Source organism: Pseudomonas sp. GW456-12-1-14-TSB6, from assembly GCF_059424205.1.
The window spans coordinates 128,075-145,582 of the sequence record NZ_JBWKZE010000006.1 but is presented as its reverse complement, the minus strand read 5'-3'; the positions used below and the strand labels follow the sequence as shown (position 1 = coordinate 145,582).

Genomic DNA, 17,508 nt, shown 5'->3' with positions numbered 1-17,508 from the left:
TCCTAAACCGCGGCGTTCATCCGCTGATGCAAGTCAGGGAATAACAGTTGAGCAAACCAGATCGGCAAACCCGGATAGAGATCACGTGCCTTGGGTGTCGCACTCTGAACCAGACCCAGTTGTACGAGACTTCTCAATTGATCCGTTGCCACCCGATCGGACAATCCCGTGAAGATTTTGAAATCCGCGCGGCTCAACGTGCCCTGCGTCAGCAGAACATGCAAAGCACGGGCTGTTTCCAGCTTGATTCCCTCTCGCTTGATCCGCTCGTCCCAAGCAAAAATGGTATGCAACCTTTCGCGCATATTGGAGATGTTCAACGCCTGCTCTGTATAACGCATCTGGTCGAGACAGGTTTCCAGCATGAAACCGACAAATTCGAACAAACCGGCCTGCGTCAGTTGACCACGACCATCCAGATCCCCACGACGCGGCTTGTCGGCGTTGGCCAGCCGGGCGTAATAGGACGCCTGCTGTCGAGCAAGCCCGCGGGATAAGGACCAGAGCGGCGAAACCAGCCCAAGTTTCTGCAACTGGAGATGCGTCACCAGCCTGACTGTTCGTCCATTTCCGTCAACGAAAGGATGCACCCAGGCCAATCGATGGTGATAAGCCATGACGGCAAGCAGTCGACTCCGAGCGTCCGGCAAACGACCGTATACCTGCTGCATCCGGTTAAGCATGGGCGATACAGATTGGCAGGAGGGGGCCGCGTGATTGCCGACAAGCACTTCCTGACTCGCCACATCCCGCAGTTGACCAGGCACCAGTTGACTCCCGTCACTCAGGCTCAGTTGCTCGTCGCAAGCACCGAGAAAAAGACGCTTGTGCAGGCGCGTAACGAATGCCGGACTGAACAGGGTTTCCCATGACAGGTCCTTATGCATAGTCAGTGCTCGTTCAAATGCCTGCTGTGTGCCGATGTGCGTCATAGCCAGCTCTGTGAGCTCTTTGCGGTGACGTTTTGGAGCTGTCGGGGCAAGCGTCACTGGCTCCGTGAACTGGCCTTCTATCAGGTTGCTGTAAAAACTGCTGGTGACACGCAGTAGGCCGCCGACGCGTTGCAGCATGGGGGGAGAAACCATGGCGCTGAGTTTTCCCGCCTGAAAGGGCACTTGCTCGGCCAGTTGCAATATTTCGCTGGGAAATACAGGCATGAGCGGCTCGAGCCAATGGTTTCCCAAGACAGATTCAGCACTCATCAAACCTCCAGAATCGCGGATTTTTTTGCGAATTCAAGATTACGCTCAAAGCCTTTAATTACCTAGCCTTGAGTAATGTAGGAGATTTCATTAATGGGTGTAGTTAGCGGATTTTTTTTCCGGATTTTCTGTAGGAATTGCTGCGGTGTATCTGTGTTCTGCACAAGAGCGCGAATAATTCGCGCTCTTGTGCAGCCCATCACTCCACCGTCACCGATTTCGCCAGGTTGCGCGGCTGATCCACGTCCGTGCCCTTGAGCACCGCAACGTAGTACGACAGTAGTTGCAGCGGAATGGTGTAGAGGATCGGCGACAGGATGTCGTGGATGTGCGGCATCTGCACCACGTGTGTGCCTTCGCCATTGGTCATCCCGGCTTTTTCGTCGGCGAACACGATCAGTTCGCCACCGCGGGCGCGGACTTCCTGCAGGTTGGACTTCAGCTTCTCCAGCAGTTCGTTGTTCGGCGCGACGGTCACCACCGGCATGTCGTTATCCACAAGCGCCAGCGGGCCGTGTTTCAGCTCGCCAGCTGGATAGGCTTCGGCGTGGATGTATGAGATTTCCTTGAGCTTCAAGGCCCCTTCCATCGCCACCGGAAATTGCGCGCCACGGCCCAGGAACAGGGTGTGGTTCTTCTCGGCGAACAGCTCTGCGATTTTTTCCACCGTGCTGTCCATCGCCAGCGCTTCGCCCAGACGAGTTGGCAGACGACGCAGTTCTTCGACCAGCGTGGCTTCAACGCCTTTGCCCAATGTACCGCGCACCTGGCCCAGAGACAGGGTCAGCAGCAGCAGACCGACCAGTTGCGTAGTGAAGGCCTTGGTCGAGGCCACGCCGATTTCACGACCAGCCTGGGTCAGCAGGGTCAGGTCGGATTCGCGCACCAGCGAACTGATGCCGACGTTGCAGATCGCCAGACTGGCGAGGAAGCCCAGTTCCTTGGCGTTGCGCAGGGCGGCCAGGGTGTCGGCGGTTTCGCCGGACTGGGAGATGGTGACGAACAGGGTGTCCGGCTGCACCACCACCTTGCGGTAGCGGAATTCACTGGCGACCTCGACCTGGCACGGAATCCCGGCCAGCTCTTCGAGCCAGTAACGGGCAACCATGCCGGCGTGATAGCTGGTACCACACGCCACGATCTGTACGTTGCGCACTTTGGCGAACAGTTCAGCAGCTTGTGGACCGAAAGCCTGCACCAGCACCTGATTCGCACTCAATCGGCCTTCCAGAGTGCGCTGCACCACGGACGGCTGCTCGTGGATTTCCTTGAGCATGTAATGACGGAACTCGCCTTTGTCGGCGGCTTCCGCACCATCCGTGTATTGCACGGTCTGGCGCTCGACGGCTTTGCCGGTCACGTCCCAGATCTGCACCTTGTCCCGCTGGATTTCGGCGATATCGCCCTCTTCCAGGTACATGAAACGGTCGGTGACCTGACGCAGGGCCAGTTGATCGGAAGCGAGGAAGTTTTCGCCCAGGCCCAGACCGATCACCAGCGGGCTGCCGCTGCGAGCAGCAACCAGTCGATCCGGTTGCTTTGCGTGGATAACCGCCAGACCGTAAGCGCCATGCAGCTCCTTGACCGCAGCCTTCAGAGCGTCCGACAGGTCCGGTAAGGTCTTGAGTTTTTCAGTCAGCAGGTGAGCGATGACTTCGGTGTCGGTATCGGAACTGAACACGTAGCCCAGCGCCTTGAGTTGTTCACGCAGCGCCTCATGGTTTTCGATGATGCCGTTGTGCACGACAGCGACGTCACCGGAGAAATGCGGGTGAGCATTGCGCTCGCTCGGCGCACCATGGGTGGCCCAGCGGGTGTGGGCAATACCGAGACGGCCAACCAGCGGATGTTCGGCCAGCGCCGCGTCGAGTTCGCTGACTTTGCCGACACGACGAGTGCGTTCCAGAGCGCCGTCATTGGTGTACACCGCAACACCGGCACTGTCATAGCCCCTGTATTCGAGGCGTTTGAGGCCTTCGACCAGAATGGCGGTGATATTACGTTCAGCTACCGCGCCGACAATTCCACACATGCTTATTTCTCCTGACTGACAGTCGCGCAAATCAAGTTGATACCGCGAGCCTGAATCTGATCGCGCGCATCCAGGGGCAGGCGATCATCGGTAATTAGGGTATGGACGCTGCTCCATGGCAGCTCCAGGTTCGGAATCTTGCGGCCGATCTTGTCGGCCTCGACCATCACGATCACTTCCCGCGCCACTTCCGCCATCACCCGGCTGAGGCCGAGCAATTCATTGAAGGTGGTGGTGCCACGCACCAGGTCGATGCCATCGGCACCGATAAACAACTGGTCGAAGTCGTAAGAGCGTAGTACCTGCTCGGCGACCTGGCCCTGAAAGGATTCCGAGTGCGGATCCCAGGTGCCACCGGTCATCAGCAGCACAGGCTCGTGCTCGAGTTCACTCAGGGCGTTGGCCACGTGCAGGGAGTTGGTCATGACCACCAGGCCTGGCTGCTGGCCGAGTTCGGGAATCATCGCGGCGGTGGTGCTGCCGCTGTCGATGATGATGCGGGCGTGCTCGCGGATGCGTGTGACGGCGGCGCGGGCAATCGCCTGTTTGTATTTGGAAACGTTTTGACTGACGTCCGCCACCAGTTCCTGGGGCATGGTGATCGCGCCACCATAGCGACGCAGCAGCAAGCCATGACTTTCCAGGGCGGCGAGATCCTTGCGAATCGTAACTTCCGAAGTTTCGAAGCGCTTGGCCAGTTCATCCACACTCACTTCGCCCTGCTCATTGAGTAAAGACAGAATGTTGTGACGGCGCTGAGGTGTGTTGCGTTTCGACATGGCTAATTAAGTTTCGATTCGAAAGATAACGGAAGCAATCAAAACCTATCAGCTGCGAATCGTCAAGTCGGTGCCCAAAAAAAGACCGCTGGCAGCGGTCTTTTTTAATTTGAGCATTGTAGATAACTCAGCTCTTCTTGATCTTCTCAGGCCGCTTCCAGCCATCGATGTTCTTCTGCCGCGCCCGGCCAACAGCCAATTGCGCGTTATCCACATTCTGAGTGATGGTCGAGCCGGCTGCAGTAGTTGCACCGGCAGAGATATCCACAGGCGCCACCAGCGAGTTGTTGGAACCGATGAACACATCCTCGCCCAACACGGTTTTCCACTTGTTGGCGCCATCGTAGTTGCAAGTGATGGTGCCGGCGCCGATGTTGGTGCGTGCACCGATCTCGGCATCGCCCAGGTAAGTCAGGTGCCCGGCCTTGGCGCCCTCGCCCATGCGCGCGTTTTTCAGTTCGACGAAGTTACCCACATGGGCGCGGGCCTCCAGCACAGTGCCCGGACGCAGACGGGCAAACGGGCCGGCATCGCTGCCTTCGCCCAGCACCGCGCCTTCGATATGGCTGTTGGCCTTGACCACCACGCCTTTGCGCAGGGTGCTGTCCTTGATCACGCAGTTCGGGCCGATGATCACATCGTCCTCTATGACAACCTTGCCTTCGAGAATCACGTTGATGTCGATCAGCACATCGCGACCGACGGTCACTTCGCCTCGCACATCGAAACGGGCCGGATCGCGCAGGGTGACACCCTGAGCCATCAGGCGACGACCGGCGCGCAGCTGGTAATGACGCTCCAGCTCGGAGAGCTGTTTGCGATCATTGGCGCCCTGCACTTCCATCGGATCGTGAGGTTGTTCGGTGGCGACGGTCAGGCCATCGCTGACCGCCATCTCGATCACGTCGGTCAGGTAGTACTCGCCCTGAGCGTTGTTGTTCGACAGGCGACTCATCCAGTCCGCCAGACGATTGGCCGGCACTGCCAGGATGCCGGTGTTGCCTTCAGTGATCGCCCGTTGCGCTTCGCTGGCGTCCTTGTGTTCGACGATGGCGGCAACCTTGCCGTCGGCATCGCGCACGATGCGGCCATAACCGGTCGGATCGTCCAGCTCGACGGTGAGCAAGCCCATCTGCCCGGGTACAACGTGCTTGAGCAGACGTTGCAGGGTCTCGACTTCGATCAACGGCACATCGCCGTAGAGAATCAGTACGGTATCGGCGGTGATGAAAGGAACAGCCTGGGCCGTGGCGTGGCCGGTGCCCAGCTGCTTGTCCTGCAATACGAAATTCAGATCGTCAGCGGCCAGACGCTCGCGCACTACATCGGCGCCGTGGCCGATGACGACATGAATGCGCTGTGGATCAAGTTGACGGGCGCTGTGGATAACATGGCCAAGCATGGAATCGCCGGCAATCGGATGCAGCACTTTTGGCAGCGCGGAACGCATGCGGGTGCCTTGACCGGCCGCGAGGATAACGATTTCAAGAGACATGACTGGCTACCAATCCTGGGTGGTCAGCAACTGCGACCGGGTTTCGGGAATTCTGAAAAGAAAAAAGGGTAGCCGAGGCTACCCTTTTTTATCAATCGCACAACAAGTGGCTGACGGATTAACCGCCAAACTTCTTGCGGATCTGCTGGACGGTGCGCAGCTGAGCTGCAGCCTCGGCCAGACGTGCGGACGCAGCTCCGTAGTCGAAATCTGCGCTCTTCTCATGCAGAGCAGCTTCGGCAGCCTTGAGAGCTGCTTGAGCCTGAGCTTCATCCAGGTCGGCGGCACGTTGCACGGTATCGGCAAGCACCTTGACCATGTTCGGCTGAACCTCGAGGAAACCACCGGAGATGTAGAACACCTCGGCTTCCCCGCCTTGCTTGATCAGGCGGATCGGACCTGGCTTCAGATTAGTGATCAGCGGCGCGTGGCCCAGAGCGATACCAAGATCACCCAGAGCACCGTGCGCAATCACCATCTCGACCAGGCCGGAAAAGATTTCTCCTTCCGCGCTGACGATGTCGCAATGGACTGTCATAGCCATCTGATTGCCTCAACCTAAATTAGCGCCCGTTGCCGGGCGCCTGGATTACAGTTTCTTGGCTTTCTCGATCGCTTCTTCGATGCCGCCGACCATGTAGAACGCTTGTTCTGGCAGGTGGTCGTAGTCACCGTTGAGGATGCCTTTGAAGCCAGCAATGGTGTCTTTCAGGGAAACGTATTTACCCGAAGCACCGGTGAAGACTTCAGCCACGAAGAACGGCTGCGACAAGAAGCGCTGGATCTTACGAGCACGGTTTACCAACTGCTTGTCGGCTTCCGACAGCTCGTCCATACCCAGGATCGCGATGATGTCCTTCAGCTCTTTGTAACGCTGCAGCACGTACTGAACACCACGAGCGGTCTCGTAGTGATCATTGCCGATCACGTTCGGGTCCAGCTGACGCGAAGTCGAGTCCAGTGGGTCTACCGCCGGGTAGATACCCAGGGAAGCGATGTCACGGGACAGAACGACGGTGGCGTCCAGGTGAGCAAACGTGGTCGCTGGCGACGGGTCAGTCAAGTCGTCCGCTGGTACGTATACGGCCTGGATCGAAGTAATCGAACCTTGCTTGGTCGAAGTGATGCGCTCTTGCAGCACGCCCATCTCTTCAGCCAGGGTCGGCTGGTAACCTACTGCCGAAGGCATACGGCCCAGCAGTGCGGATACTTCGGTACCGGCCAGGGTGTAACGATAGATGTTGTCGACGAACAGCAGAACGTCGTTACCTTCGTCACGGAACTTCTCGGCCATGGTCAGACCGGTCAGCGCTACGCGCAGACGGTTTCCCGGTGGCTCGTTCATCTGACCGTAGACCAGGGCTACCTTGTCGAGAACGTTGGAGTCCTTCATCTCGTGGTAGAAGTCGTTACCCTCACGAGTACGCTCACCCACACCGGCGAACACGGAATAACCGCTGTGCTCGATGGCGATGTTACGGATCAGTTCCATCATGTTTACGGTCTTGCCTACACCGGCACCACCGAACAGACCGACTTTACCGCCCTTGGCGAACGGGCAAACCAGGTCGATAACCTTGATGCCAGTTTCCAGCAGCTCGTTGCCACCGGCCTGTTCAGCGAAGGAAGGAGCGGCGCGGTGGATACCCCAGCGCTCTTCTTCGCCGATCGGGCCAGCTTCGTCGATCGGGTTGCCCAGTACGTCCATGATCCGGCCCAGAGTCGCTTTACCGACCGGTACGGAGATGGCTGCGCCAGTGTTGTTGACGTCCAGACCGCGCTTCAAGCCTTCGGTGGAGCCCATCGCAATGGTACGAACCACGCCGTCGCCCAGCTGCTGCTGAACTTCCAGAGTGGTTTCGGCGCCTTGAACCTTCAAGGCGTCGTAGATGCTCGGTACGCTGTCGCGTGGAAATTCCACGTCGATAACGGCGCCGATGATTTGAACGATACGTCCGCTACTCATAGCTGGATCCTCTGAATATTTGAACCGTTAAACCGCGGCAGCGCCGCCGACGATTTCCGAGATCTCTTGGGTGATCGCAGCCTGACGCGCCTTGTTGTAGATCAGCTGCAAATCGCTGATCAAATCACCGGCGTTGTCGGTAGCGTTCTTCATCGCGATCATCCGCGCAGCCTGTTCAGCCGCGTTGTTCTCGACCACCGCCTGGTACACCTGCGACTCCACGTAACGCACCATCAAGCCGTCAAGCAGCTCTTTGGCGTCTGGTTCGTAGAGGTAGTCCCAGTGGTGCTTGAGTTCTTGATCCGGGGTCGCCACCAATGGAATCAACTGCTCCACGGTAGGCTGTTGCGTCATGGTGTTGATGAACTTGTTGGATACCACGGACAGGCGGTCGATACGGCCGTCCAGGTAGGCATCCAGCATCACCTTGACGCTGCCGATCAGATCATTGATCGACGGCTCTTCACCCAGGTGGCTGATAGCTGCAACGACGTTACCGCCGAAGTTGCGGAAAAAGGCCGCACCCTTGCTACCAACGACACACAGATCGATCTCGACGCCGTTTTCGCGGTTTACCGCCATGTCCTTGACCAGGGCCTTGAACAGGTTGGTGTTCAAGCCGCCGCACAGACCACGGTCACTGCTCACCACGACATAACCGACGCGCTTTACTTCGCGATCGATCATGAACGGATGGCGGTATTCCGGGTTGGCGTTGGCCAGATGCCCAATTACCTGGCGGATACGCTCCGCATAAGGACGGCTAGCAGCCATGCGCATTTGTGCCTTGCGCATTTTGCTGACCGCCACTTTTTCCATGGCGCTGGTAATTTTTTGCGTGCTTTTGATGCTCGCAATCTTACTGCGAATCTCTTTTGCGCCTGCCATGTAACACCTATCAGGTTAGCAAGCGGGAGCCTTGCGGCTCCCGCTGCGGCTTACCAGGTTTGGGTGGCCTTGAACTTCTCGATACCAGCCTTCAGGCCAGCGTCGATTTCGTCATTGAAGTCACCTTTAACGTTGATCTTCGCCATCAAATCGGCGTGATCGCGGTTGAAGAAAGCAATCAGCGCTTGTTCGAAGCTGCCAATCTTGGCGATTTCAATGTCAGTCAGGAACCCACGCTCAGCGGCATACAGCGACAGCGACATGTCGGCGATCGACATTGGCGCGTATTGCTTCTGCTTCATCAGCTCGGTAACGCGCTGACCATGCTCAAGTTGCTTGCGGGTCGCTTCGTCCAGGTCAGAAGCGAACTGGGCGAATGCCGCCAGTTCACGGTACTGAGCCAGAGCGGTACGGATACCACCGGACAGCTTCTTGATGATCTTGGTCTGAGCGGCACCACCCACACGGGATACCGAAACACCGGCGTTCACTGCAGGGCGGATGCCCGAGTTGAACATGGCCGATTCCAGGAAGATCTGACCGTCGGTGATGGAAATCACGTTGGTCGGAACGAACGCGGAAACGTCGCCAGCCTGGGTTTCGATGATCGGCAGTGCGGTCAGGGAACCGGTTTTGCCGGTCACTGCGCCGTTGGTGAACTTCTCTACGTACTCTTCCGAAACGCGGGATGCACGCTCCAGCAGACGGGAGTGGAGATAGAACACGTCGCCTGGGTAAGCTTCACGGCCTGGTGGACGGCGCAGCAGCAGGGAAATCTGGCGGTAAGCCACTGCTTGCTTGGACAGATCGTCATAGACGATCAGCGCGTCTTCACCGCGGTCGCGGAAGAATTCACCCATGGTGCAACCGGAGTACGGAGCCAGGAATTGCAGTGCTGCAGATTCCGAGGCGCTCGCTGCAACGATGATGGTGTTAGCCAGTGCACCGTTTTCTTCCAGCTTGCGAACCACGTTGGCGATGGTCGATTGCTTCTGACCGATTGCCACGTAGACGCAGAAAATGCCGCTGTCTTTCTGGTTGATGATCGCGTCGATCGCCAGAGCGGTTTTACCGATCTGACGGTCACCGATGATCAGCTCACGCTGGCCACGGCCGACAGGGATCATGGCATCGACAGCCTTGTAGCCAGTCTGTACAGGCTGGTCTACCGACTTACGCCAGATCACGCCCGGAGCAACTTTCTCGACCGCGTCGGTCTCGGTGTTGCCCAGTGGACCTTTGCCGTCAACAGGGTTACCCAGTGCGTCGACAACGCGACCCAGCAGTTCCTTACCAACCGGAACTTCGAGGATGCGGCCGGTGCACTTGGCGCTCATGCCTTCAGCCAGACTGGTGTACGCGCCCAGTACAACGGCACCTACGGAGTCTTGCTCCAGGTTGAGGGCCATACCGTAGACGCCGCCCGGAAACTCGATCATCTCGCCGTACATGACGTCGGCCAGACCGTGAATCCGCACGATACCGTCAGATACGCTGACGACAGTGCCTTCGTTACGGGCTTGGGAGGTCACATCGAGCTTTTCGATGCGGCCCTTGATAATTTCACTTATTTCGGAAGGATTGAGTTGCTGCATTGCTCTGCTGCCCCTTCAAACTCAAGATTTCAATGCTTCGGCAAGTTTCGCGATTTTGCCGCGAATCGAGCCATCGATAACCAGGTCGCCGGCGCGGATGACCACACCCCCGATAAGGGAGCTGTCTTCCTCGACTTGCAGGCGCACTTCCCGGTTGAGTCGTGCACTGAGAACCTTGGCGAGTTTGTCTTGCTGTTCTTGGTTCAATGCAAAAGCACTGGTCACTTCAACGTCTACCGATTTCTCTTGCTCGGCCTTGTACAGGTCGAAAAGAGCGGCGATCTCCGGCAGAAGCGGGAGACGGTCGTTTTCGGCAACGACATTGATGAAGTTCTGTGCCTTGGCATCAAACTTGTCGCCGCACACGTCAATGAACGTGGCGGCCTTTTCTGCGCTCGTCAGTCGCGGGGCCTTGAGCACGCGCTGCATGGTGTCGTCTTGCGACACCGCTGCTGCCAGGCCGAGCATGGCTGACCAATTGGCCAGTTGCTGGTGGGCCTGAGCGTGCTCGAAGGCCGCCTTAGCGTAAGGTCGGGCCAACGTGGTCAGTTCTGCCATGATCGCCCTCGCTTAGATTTCAGCAGCCAGTTGGTTAACCAGCTCTGCGTGCGCGTTTTGATCGATTGTGGCACCCAGGATCTTCTCGGCGCCGCCGACAGCCAGCAAGCCCACTTGGGCGCGCAGCTTGTCTTTGACACTGTTCAGTTCCTGTTCGATCTCGGCTTGAGCCTGAACCTTCACACGGTCAGCGTCGACGCGGGCCTTTTCAACGGCCTCTTCGACAATCTGGTTACCGCGTTTCTTGGCTTGCTCGATGATTTCAGCTGCCTGAGCTTTCGCTTCGCGCAGTTGCTGACCCGCTTTCTCTTGGGCCAACTCCAGGTCGCGAGCTGCACGGCTGGCAGCGTCCAGACCATCAGCGATCTTCTTTTGACGTTCGTGCAGAGCTGCGATGACCGGAGGCCATACGAACTTCATGCAGAACAGTACAAAAATCAGGAACGCAACGGACTGGCCAATCAGGGTCGCATTAATGTTCACGCCAACACCTCGCAGTTACGTTGTCCATCACACCAAATCACTCGGAGATCCGAATGATTAGCCAGCGATCTGACCAACGAACGGGTTCGCAAAGGTGAAGAACAGAGCGATACCAACACCGATCATGGTTACGGCGTCGAGCAGACCGGCAACGATGAACATTTTAACTTGCAGCATTGGAACCATTTCTGGCTGACGCGCTGCGCCTTCCAGGAACTTGCCGCCCAGCAGGCCGAAACCAATTGCGGTACCCAGTGCGCCCAGGCCGATCAACAGTGCAACAGCGATAGCGGTTAGACCAACTACAGTTTCCATCTTTCCTCCCGACTTTTACGTCGTATGGTTTAGGTTTTTTAGATTAAAGCGGTAAAACAAATCGTTTCATGGTGCCCCGTGAGGAGCCCCTTCCCGTTTGACCGGGAAGGACATCAGACTAGTCGAGACTGGTCTTAATGGTTTTCTTCGTGCGCCATCGACAGGTAGACGATGGTCAGCATCATGAAGATGAACGCCTGCAGGGTGATGATCAGGATGTGGAACACAGCCCACGCCCACTGCAGGACAACGCCCAGGCCGCTGAGCCAGAGCAGGCCGCTGCCGAACATCACAGCGATCAGGATGAACACCAGCTCGCCGGCATACATGTTGCCGAACAGACGCAGAGCCAGAGAGATCGGTTTGGCGATCAGGGTCACGAATTCCAGCAGGAAGTTCACCGGGATCAGCAGGGCCTGAACGAAGATGTTCTTGCTGCCGAACGGGTGCAGGGTCAGTTCGCCGATGAAACCGCCGATGCCCTTGACCTTGATGCTATAGAAAATGATCAGTGCGAAAACCGAGAACGCCATGCCCAGGGTCGCGTTCGGGTCGGTAGTCGACACGGCACGGAACGGGATGTGGTGGTCGCCGGAGATCAGGATGGCCAGCTGAGGAATCCAGTCGACCGGTACCAGGTCGACGGCGTTCATCAGGAACACCCAGACGAAGATGGTCAGTGCCAGCGGTGCGATCACCGGGCTACGGCCATGGAAGCTGTCTTTCACGCTGCCATCGACGAATTCGACCAGGACTTCAACGAAGTTCTGCAGTGCACCCGGCTGACCGGAAGTCGCCTTCTTGGCCGCCATGCGGAAAAGAATGACGAAGATCAGACCCAGCGCGACCGACCAGCCGAGGGTATCGACGTGGAAAGCCCAGAAGCCCATTTCCTTGGCTTCTGCTGCGGTGTGGGCAAAGCCCCAGCCGCCGTTGGGTAGCTGACCGAAGGTCAGGTTCTGCAAGTGGTGCTGGATATAGCCCGAAGCGGTTGTTTCTGCCATGGTTGCCTCAAACGCCCTAAGGTCTCGAAAGTCTTGTTCTCATCAGCAGGGGAGCGAACCAGCTGACCGACTGAGTCAGCACGAAGGCGCCGAATACAGCGATCGGCGCCAGTGGCTTCACACCTGCAAACACCAGTGCAAACAGCACTGCCGTCAAAATCAGTTTGCCTGCCTCGCCGGCATAGAAAGACCGGACGATGGACTGGGCTGCTCGGGCGCCGGAAAACCGAAATGCCTTGTGAGCGAAATAAACATTGGGCAGCAAGGCTATCAGGCCTCCGCAAAGTCCCGAGTATCCGGCAACGACTCCGTGCCATTGCCAGAGCGCCAAAGCGGCAATGAGCAAAATGACAAATTGAGCCATTAACACCGGAAAAACCGCCAGGCGATGGAACGGCAGGCGGTTTGGCTTGCGGGTTTCCATCACTATTGCTCTCCAATGGTCGGCTGCCGAAATTCAATAACTTGGCATAATTTGTGCCGACAAAATGCGCGCAGAGTATAGGGGCGGTTCTGCCCCTATTCAACTGTCAGGTAGTGATTTCCGACTGCGCGCTACAAGAGGAATTGTTTCAGCGGATGTGTGCGAGCACACCTTGAAGCTCATCGAGGGAGTTGTATCCGATCACCAGCTGACCCTTGCCCTTCTTCCCGTGGCGGATCTGCACCGCAGAGCCCAGGCGCTCGGCCAGACGCTGTTCGAGGCGGGCGATATCCGGGTCAGGTTTGGCAGGCTCTACCGGCTCCGGTTTGCCACTCAACCATTGGCGAACCAGTGCCTCAGTTTGGCGCACGGTAAGACCGCGTGCGACAACATGTCGCGCCCCTTCCACCTGCTGATTGTCCGGCAGACCGAGCAATGCACGGGCATGACCCATCTCCAGGTCGCCATGGGACAACATGGTCTTGATGACTTCCGGCAGCGCAATCAGGCGCAACAGGTTGGCCACGGTGACGCGGGACTTACCCACAGCCTCGGCAACCTGTTGCTGAGTGAGCTGGAATTCCTGCTGCAAGCGCTGCAGGGCTACCGCCTCTTCGATCGGGTTCAGGTCTTCGCGCTGGATGTTCTCGATCAGCGCAATGGCGATTGCCGTTTCATCCGGCACATCGCGCACCATCGCCGGGATGGTTTCCTGCCCGGCTTGTTGACTCGCGCGCCAGCGACGCTCGCCGGCAATGATTTCAAAACGACCACCACCAATCGGGCGAACCACGATCGGCTGCATCACGCCCTGGGCCTTGATCGACTGCGCCAGCTCTTCCAGCGCCTGCGGATCCATGTCCCGGCGTGGCTGATACTTGCCGCGCTGCAGCAGGTCCAGCGGCAGGTGCTGCAACTCGCGGCTGTCAGCCTGCGCCGCTTGTTCTTCCAGCGAGCTGACAGTCGGACCGCTCAACAGCGCATCCAGTCCTCGTCCGAGACCTCGTTTCTTGACGGCCATGGGGATTCCTTAAGTTGGCTGGGCAGCGGCGGTGCGTGAATTTTTGCGCTGACGGCGAACCATCTCGCCCGCCAGGGCCAGATAGGCCAGCGCGCCACGCGATTGCTTGTCGTAGGCCAGCGCCGGCATGCCGTAGCTCGGTGCTTCGGCCAGACGAATGTTGCGCGGGATCACCGTGTCGTACAGTTGATCGCCGAAGTGTTCCTTGAGCTGGGCTGAAACGTCGTTCATCAGGCTCAGACGCGGGTCGTACATGGTCCGCAACAGGCCTTCGACTTTCAGGTTCGGGTTCAGCAGTTCAGCGATGCGCTTGATGTTATCCACAAGGTCGCTCAGACCTTCGAGCGCAAAGTACTCGCACTGCATGGGGATAATGACCCCGTCAGCGGCGACCAGTGCGTTCAGCGTGAGCATCGACAGTGACGGCGGGCAGTCGATCAGAATGTAATCGTAGTTCTCGCGGATCGGCGCCAGCGCGCTGCGCAGACGGCTTTCTTTCATCTGCATTTCCAGCAACACCACTTCGGCCGCCGTCAGGTCACGGTTGGCCGGCAGCAGTTGATAGCCGCCATGTTCGGAGTAGTGCATTGCCTGGGCCAGATCGCATTCGCCGATCAGCAGGTCATAGACCGAGTTTTCCAGGCCATGCTTATCCACACCGCTACCCATGGTGGCGTTGCCCTGTGGATCGAGATCGATCAACAGCACCCGGCGCTTGGTCGCGACCAGGGATGCTGCGAGGTTGATGCAGGTGGTGGTCTTGCCCACACCACCCTTCTGGTTCGCTATCGCGAATACCTTAGCCATTCTTGCTTGTGTTCCCAATCATGCCGTGCGGCGCAGTATCAGCAGATGGCGTTGGCCTTGGCAACCGGGTACGGCCAGGGCGTGTTCGCTATCGAGTTTGAAGTCTGCCGGCAATGCTACCAGCTCATCCGCCGGATGGACGCCCTTCATTGCCAGCCAGCGCGTATCGGCGTCGCCGAGGTGGCGAGTCCAGTTGGTGAAGTTCTCCATGCTGCTGAACGCCCGGGAAATGATCCCGTTGAACGGCTGTGCAGGCTGGAAGGCTTCGACGCGACTGTGGATAACTTGCAGGTTATCCAGTTTGAGTTCGAGTTTGACCTGGGTCAGGAAGCGGGTTTTCTTGCCGTTGCTGTCCAGACAGGTCACCTGCGAGTCCGGATACAGGATCGCCAGAGGGATCCCCGGCATTCCGCCGCCGCTGCCGACATCCAGCCAGCGCCCATTTTCGATGAACGACATCACGCTCAGGCTATCGAGCAAATGACGGGAAACCATTTCGTCCGGATCGCGAACGGCAGTCAGGTTGTAGGCCTGGTTCCATTTGATCAACAGGGCCAGATAACCCAGCAGCAGTTCGTGCTGGGTTTCAGTGAGATTGACACCGAGCTCGCGGGCTCCTGTGGATAACTCTTCGGCGTGTTGCGAAGTGACCTTAGAACTCAAGCGCTTTGCTCCAACTGACGGCCCGCGCCGCGTTTTTTCAAATGAATCATCAACAGCGAGATCGCTGCCGGGGTCACACCGGGGATCCGCGAAGCCTGGCCCAGCGTCTCGGGACGCGTGGCACCCAGCTTGCTCTGGATCTCCTTGGAGAGACCGGAAATGTTGGTGTAATCGATATCCACAGGCAGTTTCGTGTCTTCACTGGCACGCAGACGGGCGATTTCGTCCTGTTGGCGATCGATGTAACCGGCGTACTTGGTCTTGATCTCGACCTGTTCGGCGACCTGTGGATCTTCGGCGCCCTGCCCGGTCACTTCGACCAGACCAGCGTAGTCGATTTCCGGACGGCTCAAGAGATTGAGCAAGTTGTATTCGTGAGTCAGCGGCGTGCCGAATTTGTCGGCAATCGCATCGCCCTGCGGGGTGCCCGGGCGAACCCAGGTGCTTTTCAGGCGTTGCTCTTCGATTTCGATGCTTTCGCGTTTCTTGCAGAACGCTGCCCAGCGCGCGTCATCGACCAGGCCCAGTTCGCGACCTTTTTCGGTCAGACGCAGGTCGGCGTTGTCCTCACGCAGGATCAGGCGGTACTCGGCACGGGAAGTGAACATGCGGTACGGCTCTTGGGTACCGAGGGTGATCAGGTCGTCGACCAATACCCCAATGTAGGCTTCGTCGCGACGCGGGCACCAGGCTTCTTTGCCTTTCGCACGCAATGCGGCGTTGGCACCGGCGAGCAACCCCTGGGCACCGGCTTCTTCGTAACCGGTGGTGCCGTTGATCTGGCCAGCGAAGAACAGACCGCCGATCACCTTGGTTTCCAGGCTGTACTTCAGGTCGCGCGGATCGAAATAGTCGTACTCGATCGCATAACCCGGACGCACGATGTGCGCATTTTCCATGCCGCGGATCGATTGCACGATCTGCAATTGCACGTCGAACGGCAAGCTTGTGGATATCCCGTTCGGATAAAGCTCATGGGTGGTCAGGCCTTCCGGCTCGATGAACACCTGATGGCTTTCCTTGTCGGCAAATCGGTGAATCTTGTCTTCGATCGACGGGCAATAACGCGGACCAATGCCTTCGATTTCGCCTGCAGCGGAATACATCGGCGAGCGATCGAGGTTCGCGGCAATGATTTCGTGGGTGCGGGCGTTGGTGTGGGTAATCCAGCAACTGACTTGCCGTGGATGTTGTTCCTTGTTGCCCATGAACGACATCACCGGGATCGGCGTATCGCCTGGCTGCTCGGTCATCACCGAGAAATCCACAGACTTGCCGTCGATACGTGGTGGCGTACCGGTTTTCAGGCGACCGACACGCAGCGGCAATTCACGCAGACGATGCGCCAGGGCGATCGATGGTGGATCACCGGCGCGACCACCGGAAAAATTCTGCAAGCCGATGTGGATAAGTCCGCCCAGGAACGTACCGGTGGTCAAAACCACGGAATCGGCGAAGAAACGCAGACCCATTTGGGTGACGACACCGCGTACTTGTTCCTGCTCGACGATCAGGTCGTCAGCAGCTTGTTGAAATATCCACAGGTTCGGCTGGTTTTCCAGAATTTCGCGGACAGCGGCCTTGTACAAAATCCGGTCGGCTTGCGCACGGGTCGCCCGTACGGCCGGGCCTTTGCGGCTGTTCAACACGCGAAACTGGATACCGCCCAGATCGGTGGCCATGGCCATCGCGCCGCCGAGGGCGTCGATTTCCTTGACCAGATGGCTTTTGCCGATGCCACCGATAGCCGGGTTGCAACTCATGGCACCGAGGGTTTCCACGTTGTGCGTCAGCAGAAGGGTTTTTGCACCCATGCGTGCTGAGGCCAGTGCTGCCTCGGTACCGGCATGACCGCCGCCGATGACGATCACTTCAAAACGGGAAGGGAAATCCACCACGCACCTCGTGCCTGCTTAAGTAGGTAATTCAGGAATAGTTTGAGATCAGGTTTCTGGACCTGGTCGGCAAGTATAGGGACTTCGCCCTTCCTAAAGAACCCTTTGCACAAAATTTAACCAGCTGTGGAGAACTCGCGGTTAAAAGAATAAAAAAGAGAGAAATTTATAAAACCTTTGTTTTAAAGCTTATTCTTACTGCCCATGATTTCTGTGGATAGATTTACACAGGCCTTTATTTTCAATGTGTACAGAGATTCAAAACCCTGTGGCCATGTCGCCATGAGGCCGTTGGATAACCGGTGTAAGCCTGTGGATGAAAGGGTAGGTTATCCACAGAGGTAGTTATGTTCAGCTTTCAGGTCCTGTTATCAACTGCCC

At 57.7% G+C, this 17,508-nt stretch carries 17 protein-coding genes; all 17 read right to left on the bottom strand.

Features of this window, described 5'->3' with window-relative positions; genetic code table 11:
• Positions 1-2: 2 nt before the first annotated feature.
• The gene (locus AC07Y2_RS07750) at positions 3-1,202 is read right to left on the bottom strand and encodes a Fic family protein (protein WP_239065528.1); all 1,200 of its coding nucleotides are present in this window, start codon (positions 1,200-1,202) and stop codon (positions 3-5) included.
• 199 nt (positions 1,203-1,401) lie between these two features.
• Positions 1,402-3,234 (bottom strand): glutamine--fructose-6-phosphate transaminase (isomerizing), encoded by a 1,833-nt coding sequence (gene glmS, locus AC07Y2_RS07745; protein ID WP_103385809.1) that lies wholly within the window; start codon positions 3,232-3,234, stop codon positions 1,402-1,404.
• A 2-nt stretch (positions 3,235-3,236) separates the two neighbouring features.
• Positions 3,237-4,013, bottom strand: a complete 777-nt coding sequence (locus AC07Y2_RS07740) for a DeoR/GlpR family DNA-binding transcription regulator (protein ID WP_039764989.1) — start codon at positions 4,011-4,013, stop codon at positions 3,237-3,239.
• A 127-nt stretch (positions 4,014-4,140) separates the two neighbouring features.
• Positions 4,141-5,508 (bottom strand): bifunctional UDP-N-acetylglucosamine diphosphorylase/glucosamine-1-phosphate N-acetyltransferase GlmU, encoded by a 1,368-nt coding sequence (gene glmU / locus AC07Y2_RS07735; protein ID WP_085667305.1) that lies wholly within the window; start codon positions 5,506-5,508, stop codon positions 4,141-4,143.
• Positions 5,509-5,626: 118 nt separating this feature from the next.
• Positions 5,627-6,052: a F0F1 ATP synthase subunit epsilon gene (locus tag AC07Y2_RS07730; RefSeq protein ID WP_007954164.1), complete on the bottom strand. Its 426-nt coding sequence runs from the start codon at positions 6,050-6,052 to the stop codon at positions 5,627-5,629.
• A gap of 45 nt (positions 6,053-6,097) precedes the next feature.
• Positions 6,098-7,474, bottom strand: a complete 1,377-nt coding sequence (gene atpD / locus AC07Y2_RS07725) for a F0F1 ATP synthase subunit beta (RefSeq protein WP_007954162.1) — start codon at positions 7,472-7,474, stop codon at positions 6,098-6,100.
• Between the two features lie 27 nt (positions 7,475-7,501).
• Entirely contained in the window at positions 7,502-8,362 is an 861-nt protein-coding gene (gene atpG, locus AC07Y2_RS07720; protein WP_007954161.1) for a F0F1 ATP synthase subunit gamma, read from the bottom strand.
• Positions 8,363-8,412: 50 nt separating this feature from the next.
• Positions 8,413-9,957, bottom strand: a complete 1,545-nt coding sequence (gene atpA / locus AC07Y2_RS07715; protein WP_039764983.1) for a F0F1 ATP synthase subunit alpha — start codon at positions 9,955-9,957, stop codon at positions 8,413-8,415.
• A 21-nt stretch (positions 9,958-9,978) separates the two neighbouring features.
• Positions 9,979-10,515, bottom strand: a complete 537-nt coding sequence (locus AC07Y2_RS07710; protein ID WP_011336717.1) for a F0F1 ATP synthase subunit delta — start codon at positions 10,513-10,515, stop codon at positions 9,979-9,981.
• A gap of 12 nt (positions 10,516-10,527) precedes the next feature.
• Complete coding sequence (locus tag AC07Y2_RS07705; protein ID WP_007954149.1) at positions 10,528-10,998, bottom strand: F0F1 ATP synthase subunit B; 471 nt, start codon at positions 10,996-10,998, stop codon at positions 10,528-10,530.
• A 57-nt stretch (positions 10,999-11,055) separates the two neighbouring features.
• The gene (gene atpE, locus AC07Y2_RS07700) at positions 11,056-11,313 is read right to left on the bottom strand and encodes a F0F1 ATP synthase subunit C (protein WP_003097235.1); all 258 of its coding nucleotides are present in this window, start codon (positions 11,311-11,313) and stop codon (positions 11,056-11,058) included.
• Positions 11,314-11,447: 134 nt separating this feature from the next.
• Positions 11,448-12,317, bottom strand: a complete 870-nt coding sequence (gene atpB, locus AC07Y2_RS07695; RefSeq protein WP_039764981.1) for a F0F1 ATP synthase subunit A — start codon at positions 12,315-12,317, stop codon at positions 11,448-11,450.
• Positions 12,318-12,333: 16 nt separating this feature from the next.
• Positions 12,334-12,741: a F0F1 ATP synthase subunit I gene (locus tag AC07Y2_RS07690; RefSeq protein WP_003229783.1), complete on the bottom strand. Its 408-nt coding sequence runs from the start codon at positions 12,739-12,741 to the stop codon at positions 12,334-12,336.
• A gap of 148 nt (positions 12,742-12,889) precedes the next feature.
• A complete protein-coding gene (locus AC07Y2_RS07685; protein WP_011336720.1) occupies positions 12,890-13,762 on the bottom strand; it encodes a ParB/RepB/Spo0J family partition protein in 873 nt (290 codons plus the stop codon).
• Positions 13,763-13,771: 9 nt separating this feature from the next.
• Complete coding sequence (locus tag AC07Y2_RS07680; protein WP_039764974.1) at positions 13,772-14,569, bottom strand: ParA family protein; 798 nt, start codon at positions 14,567-14,569, stop codon at positions 13,772-13,774.
• Positions 14,570-14,587: 18 nt separating this feature from the next.
• Positions 14,588-15,232, bottom strand: a complete 645-nt coding sequence (gene rsmG / locus AC07Y2_RS07675; protein ID WP_007911906.1) for a 16S rRNA (guanine(527)-N(7))-methyltransferase RsmG — start codon at positions 15,230-15,232, stop codon at positions 14,588-14,590.
• The gene (gene mnmG, locus AC07Y2_RS07670; RefSeq protein WP_103385810.1) at positions 15,229-17,127 is read right to left on the bottom strand and encodes a tRNA uridine-5-carboxymethylaminomethyl(34) synthesis enzyme MnmG; all 1,899 of its coding nucleotides are present in this window, start codon (positions 17,125-17,127) and stop codon (positions 15,229-15,231) included. Before mnmG ends, rsmG begins: the two co-directional genes overlap by 4 nt.
• Between the last annotated feature and the right edge of the window lie 381 nt (positions 17,128-17,508).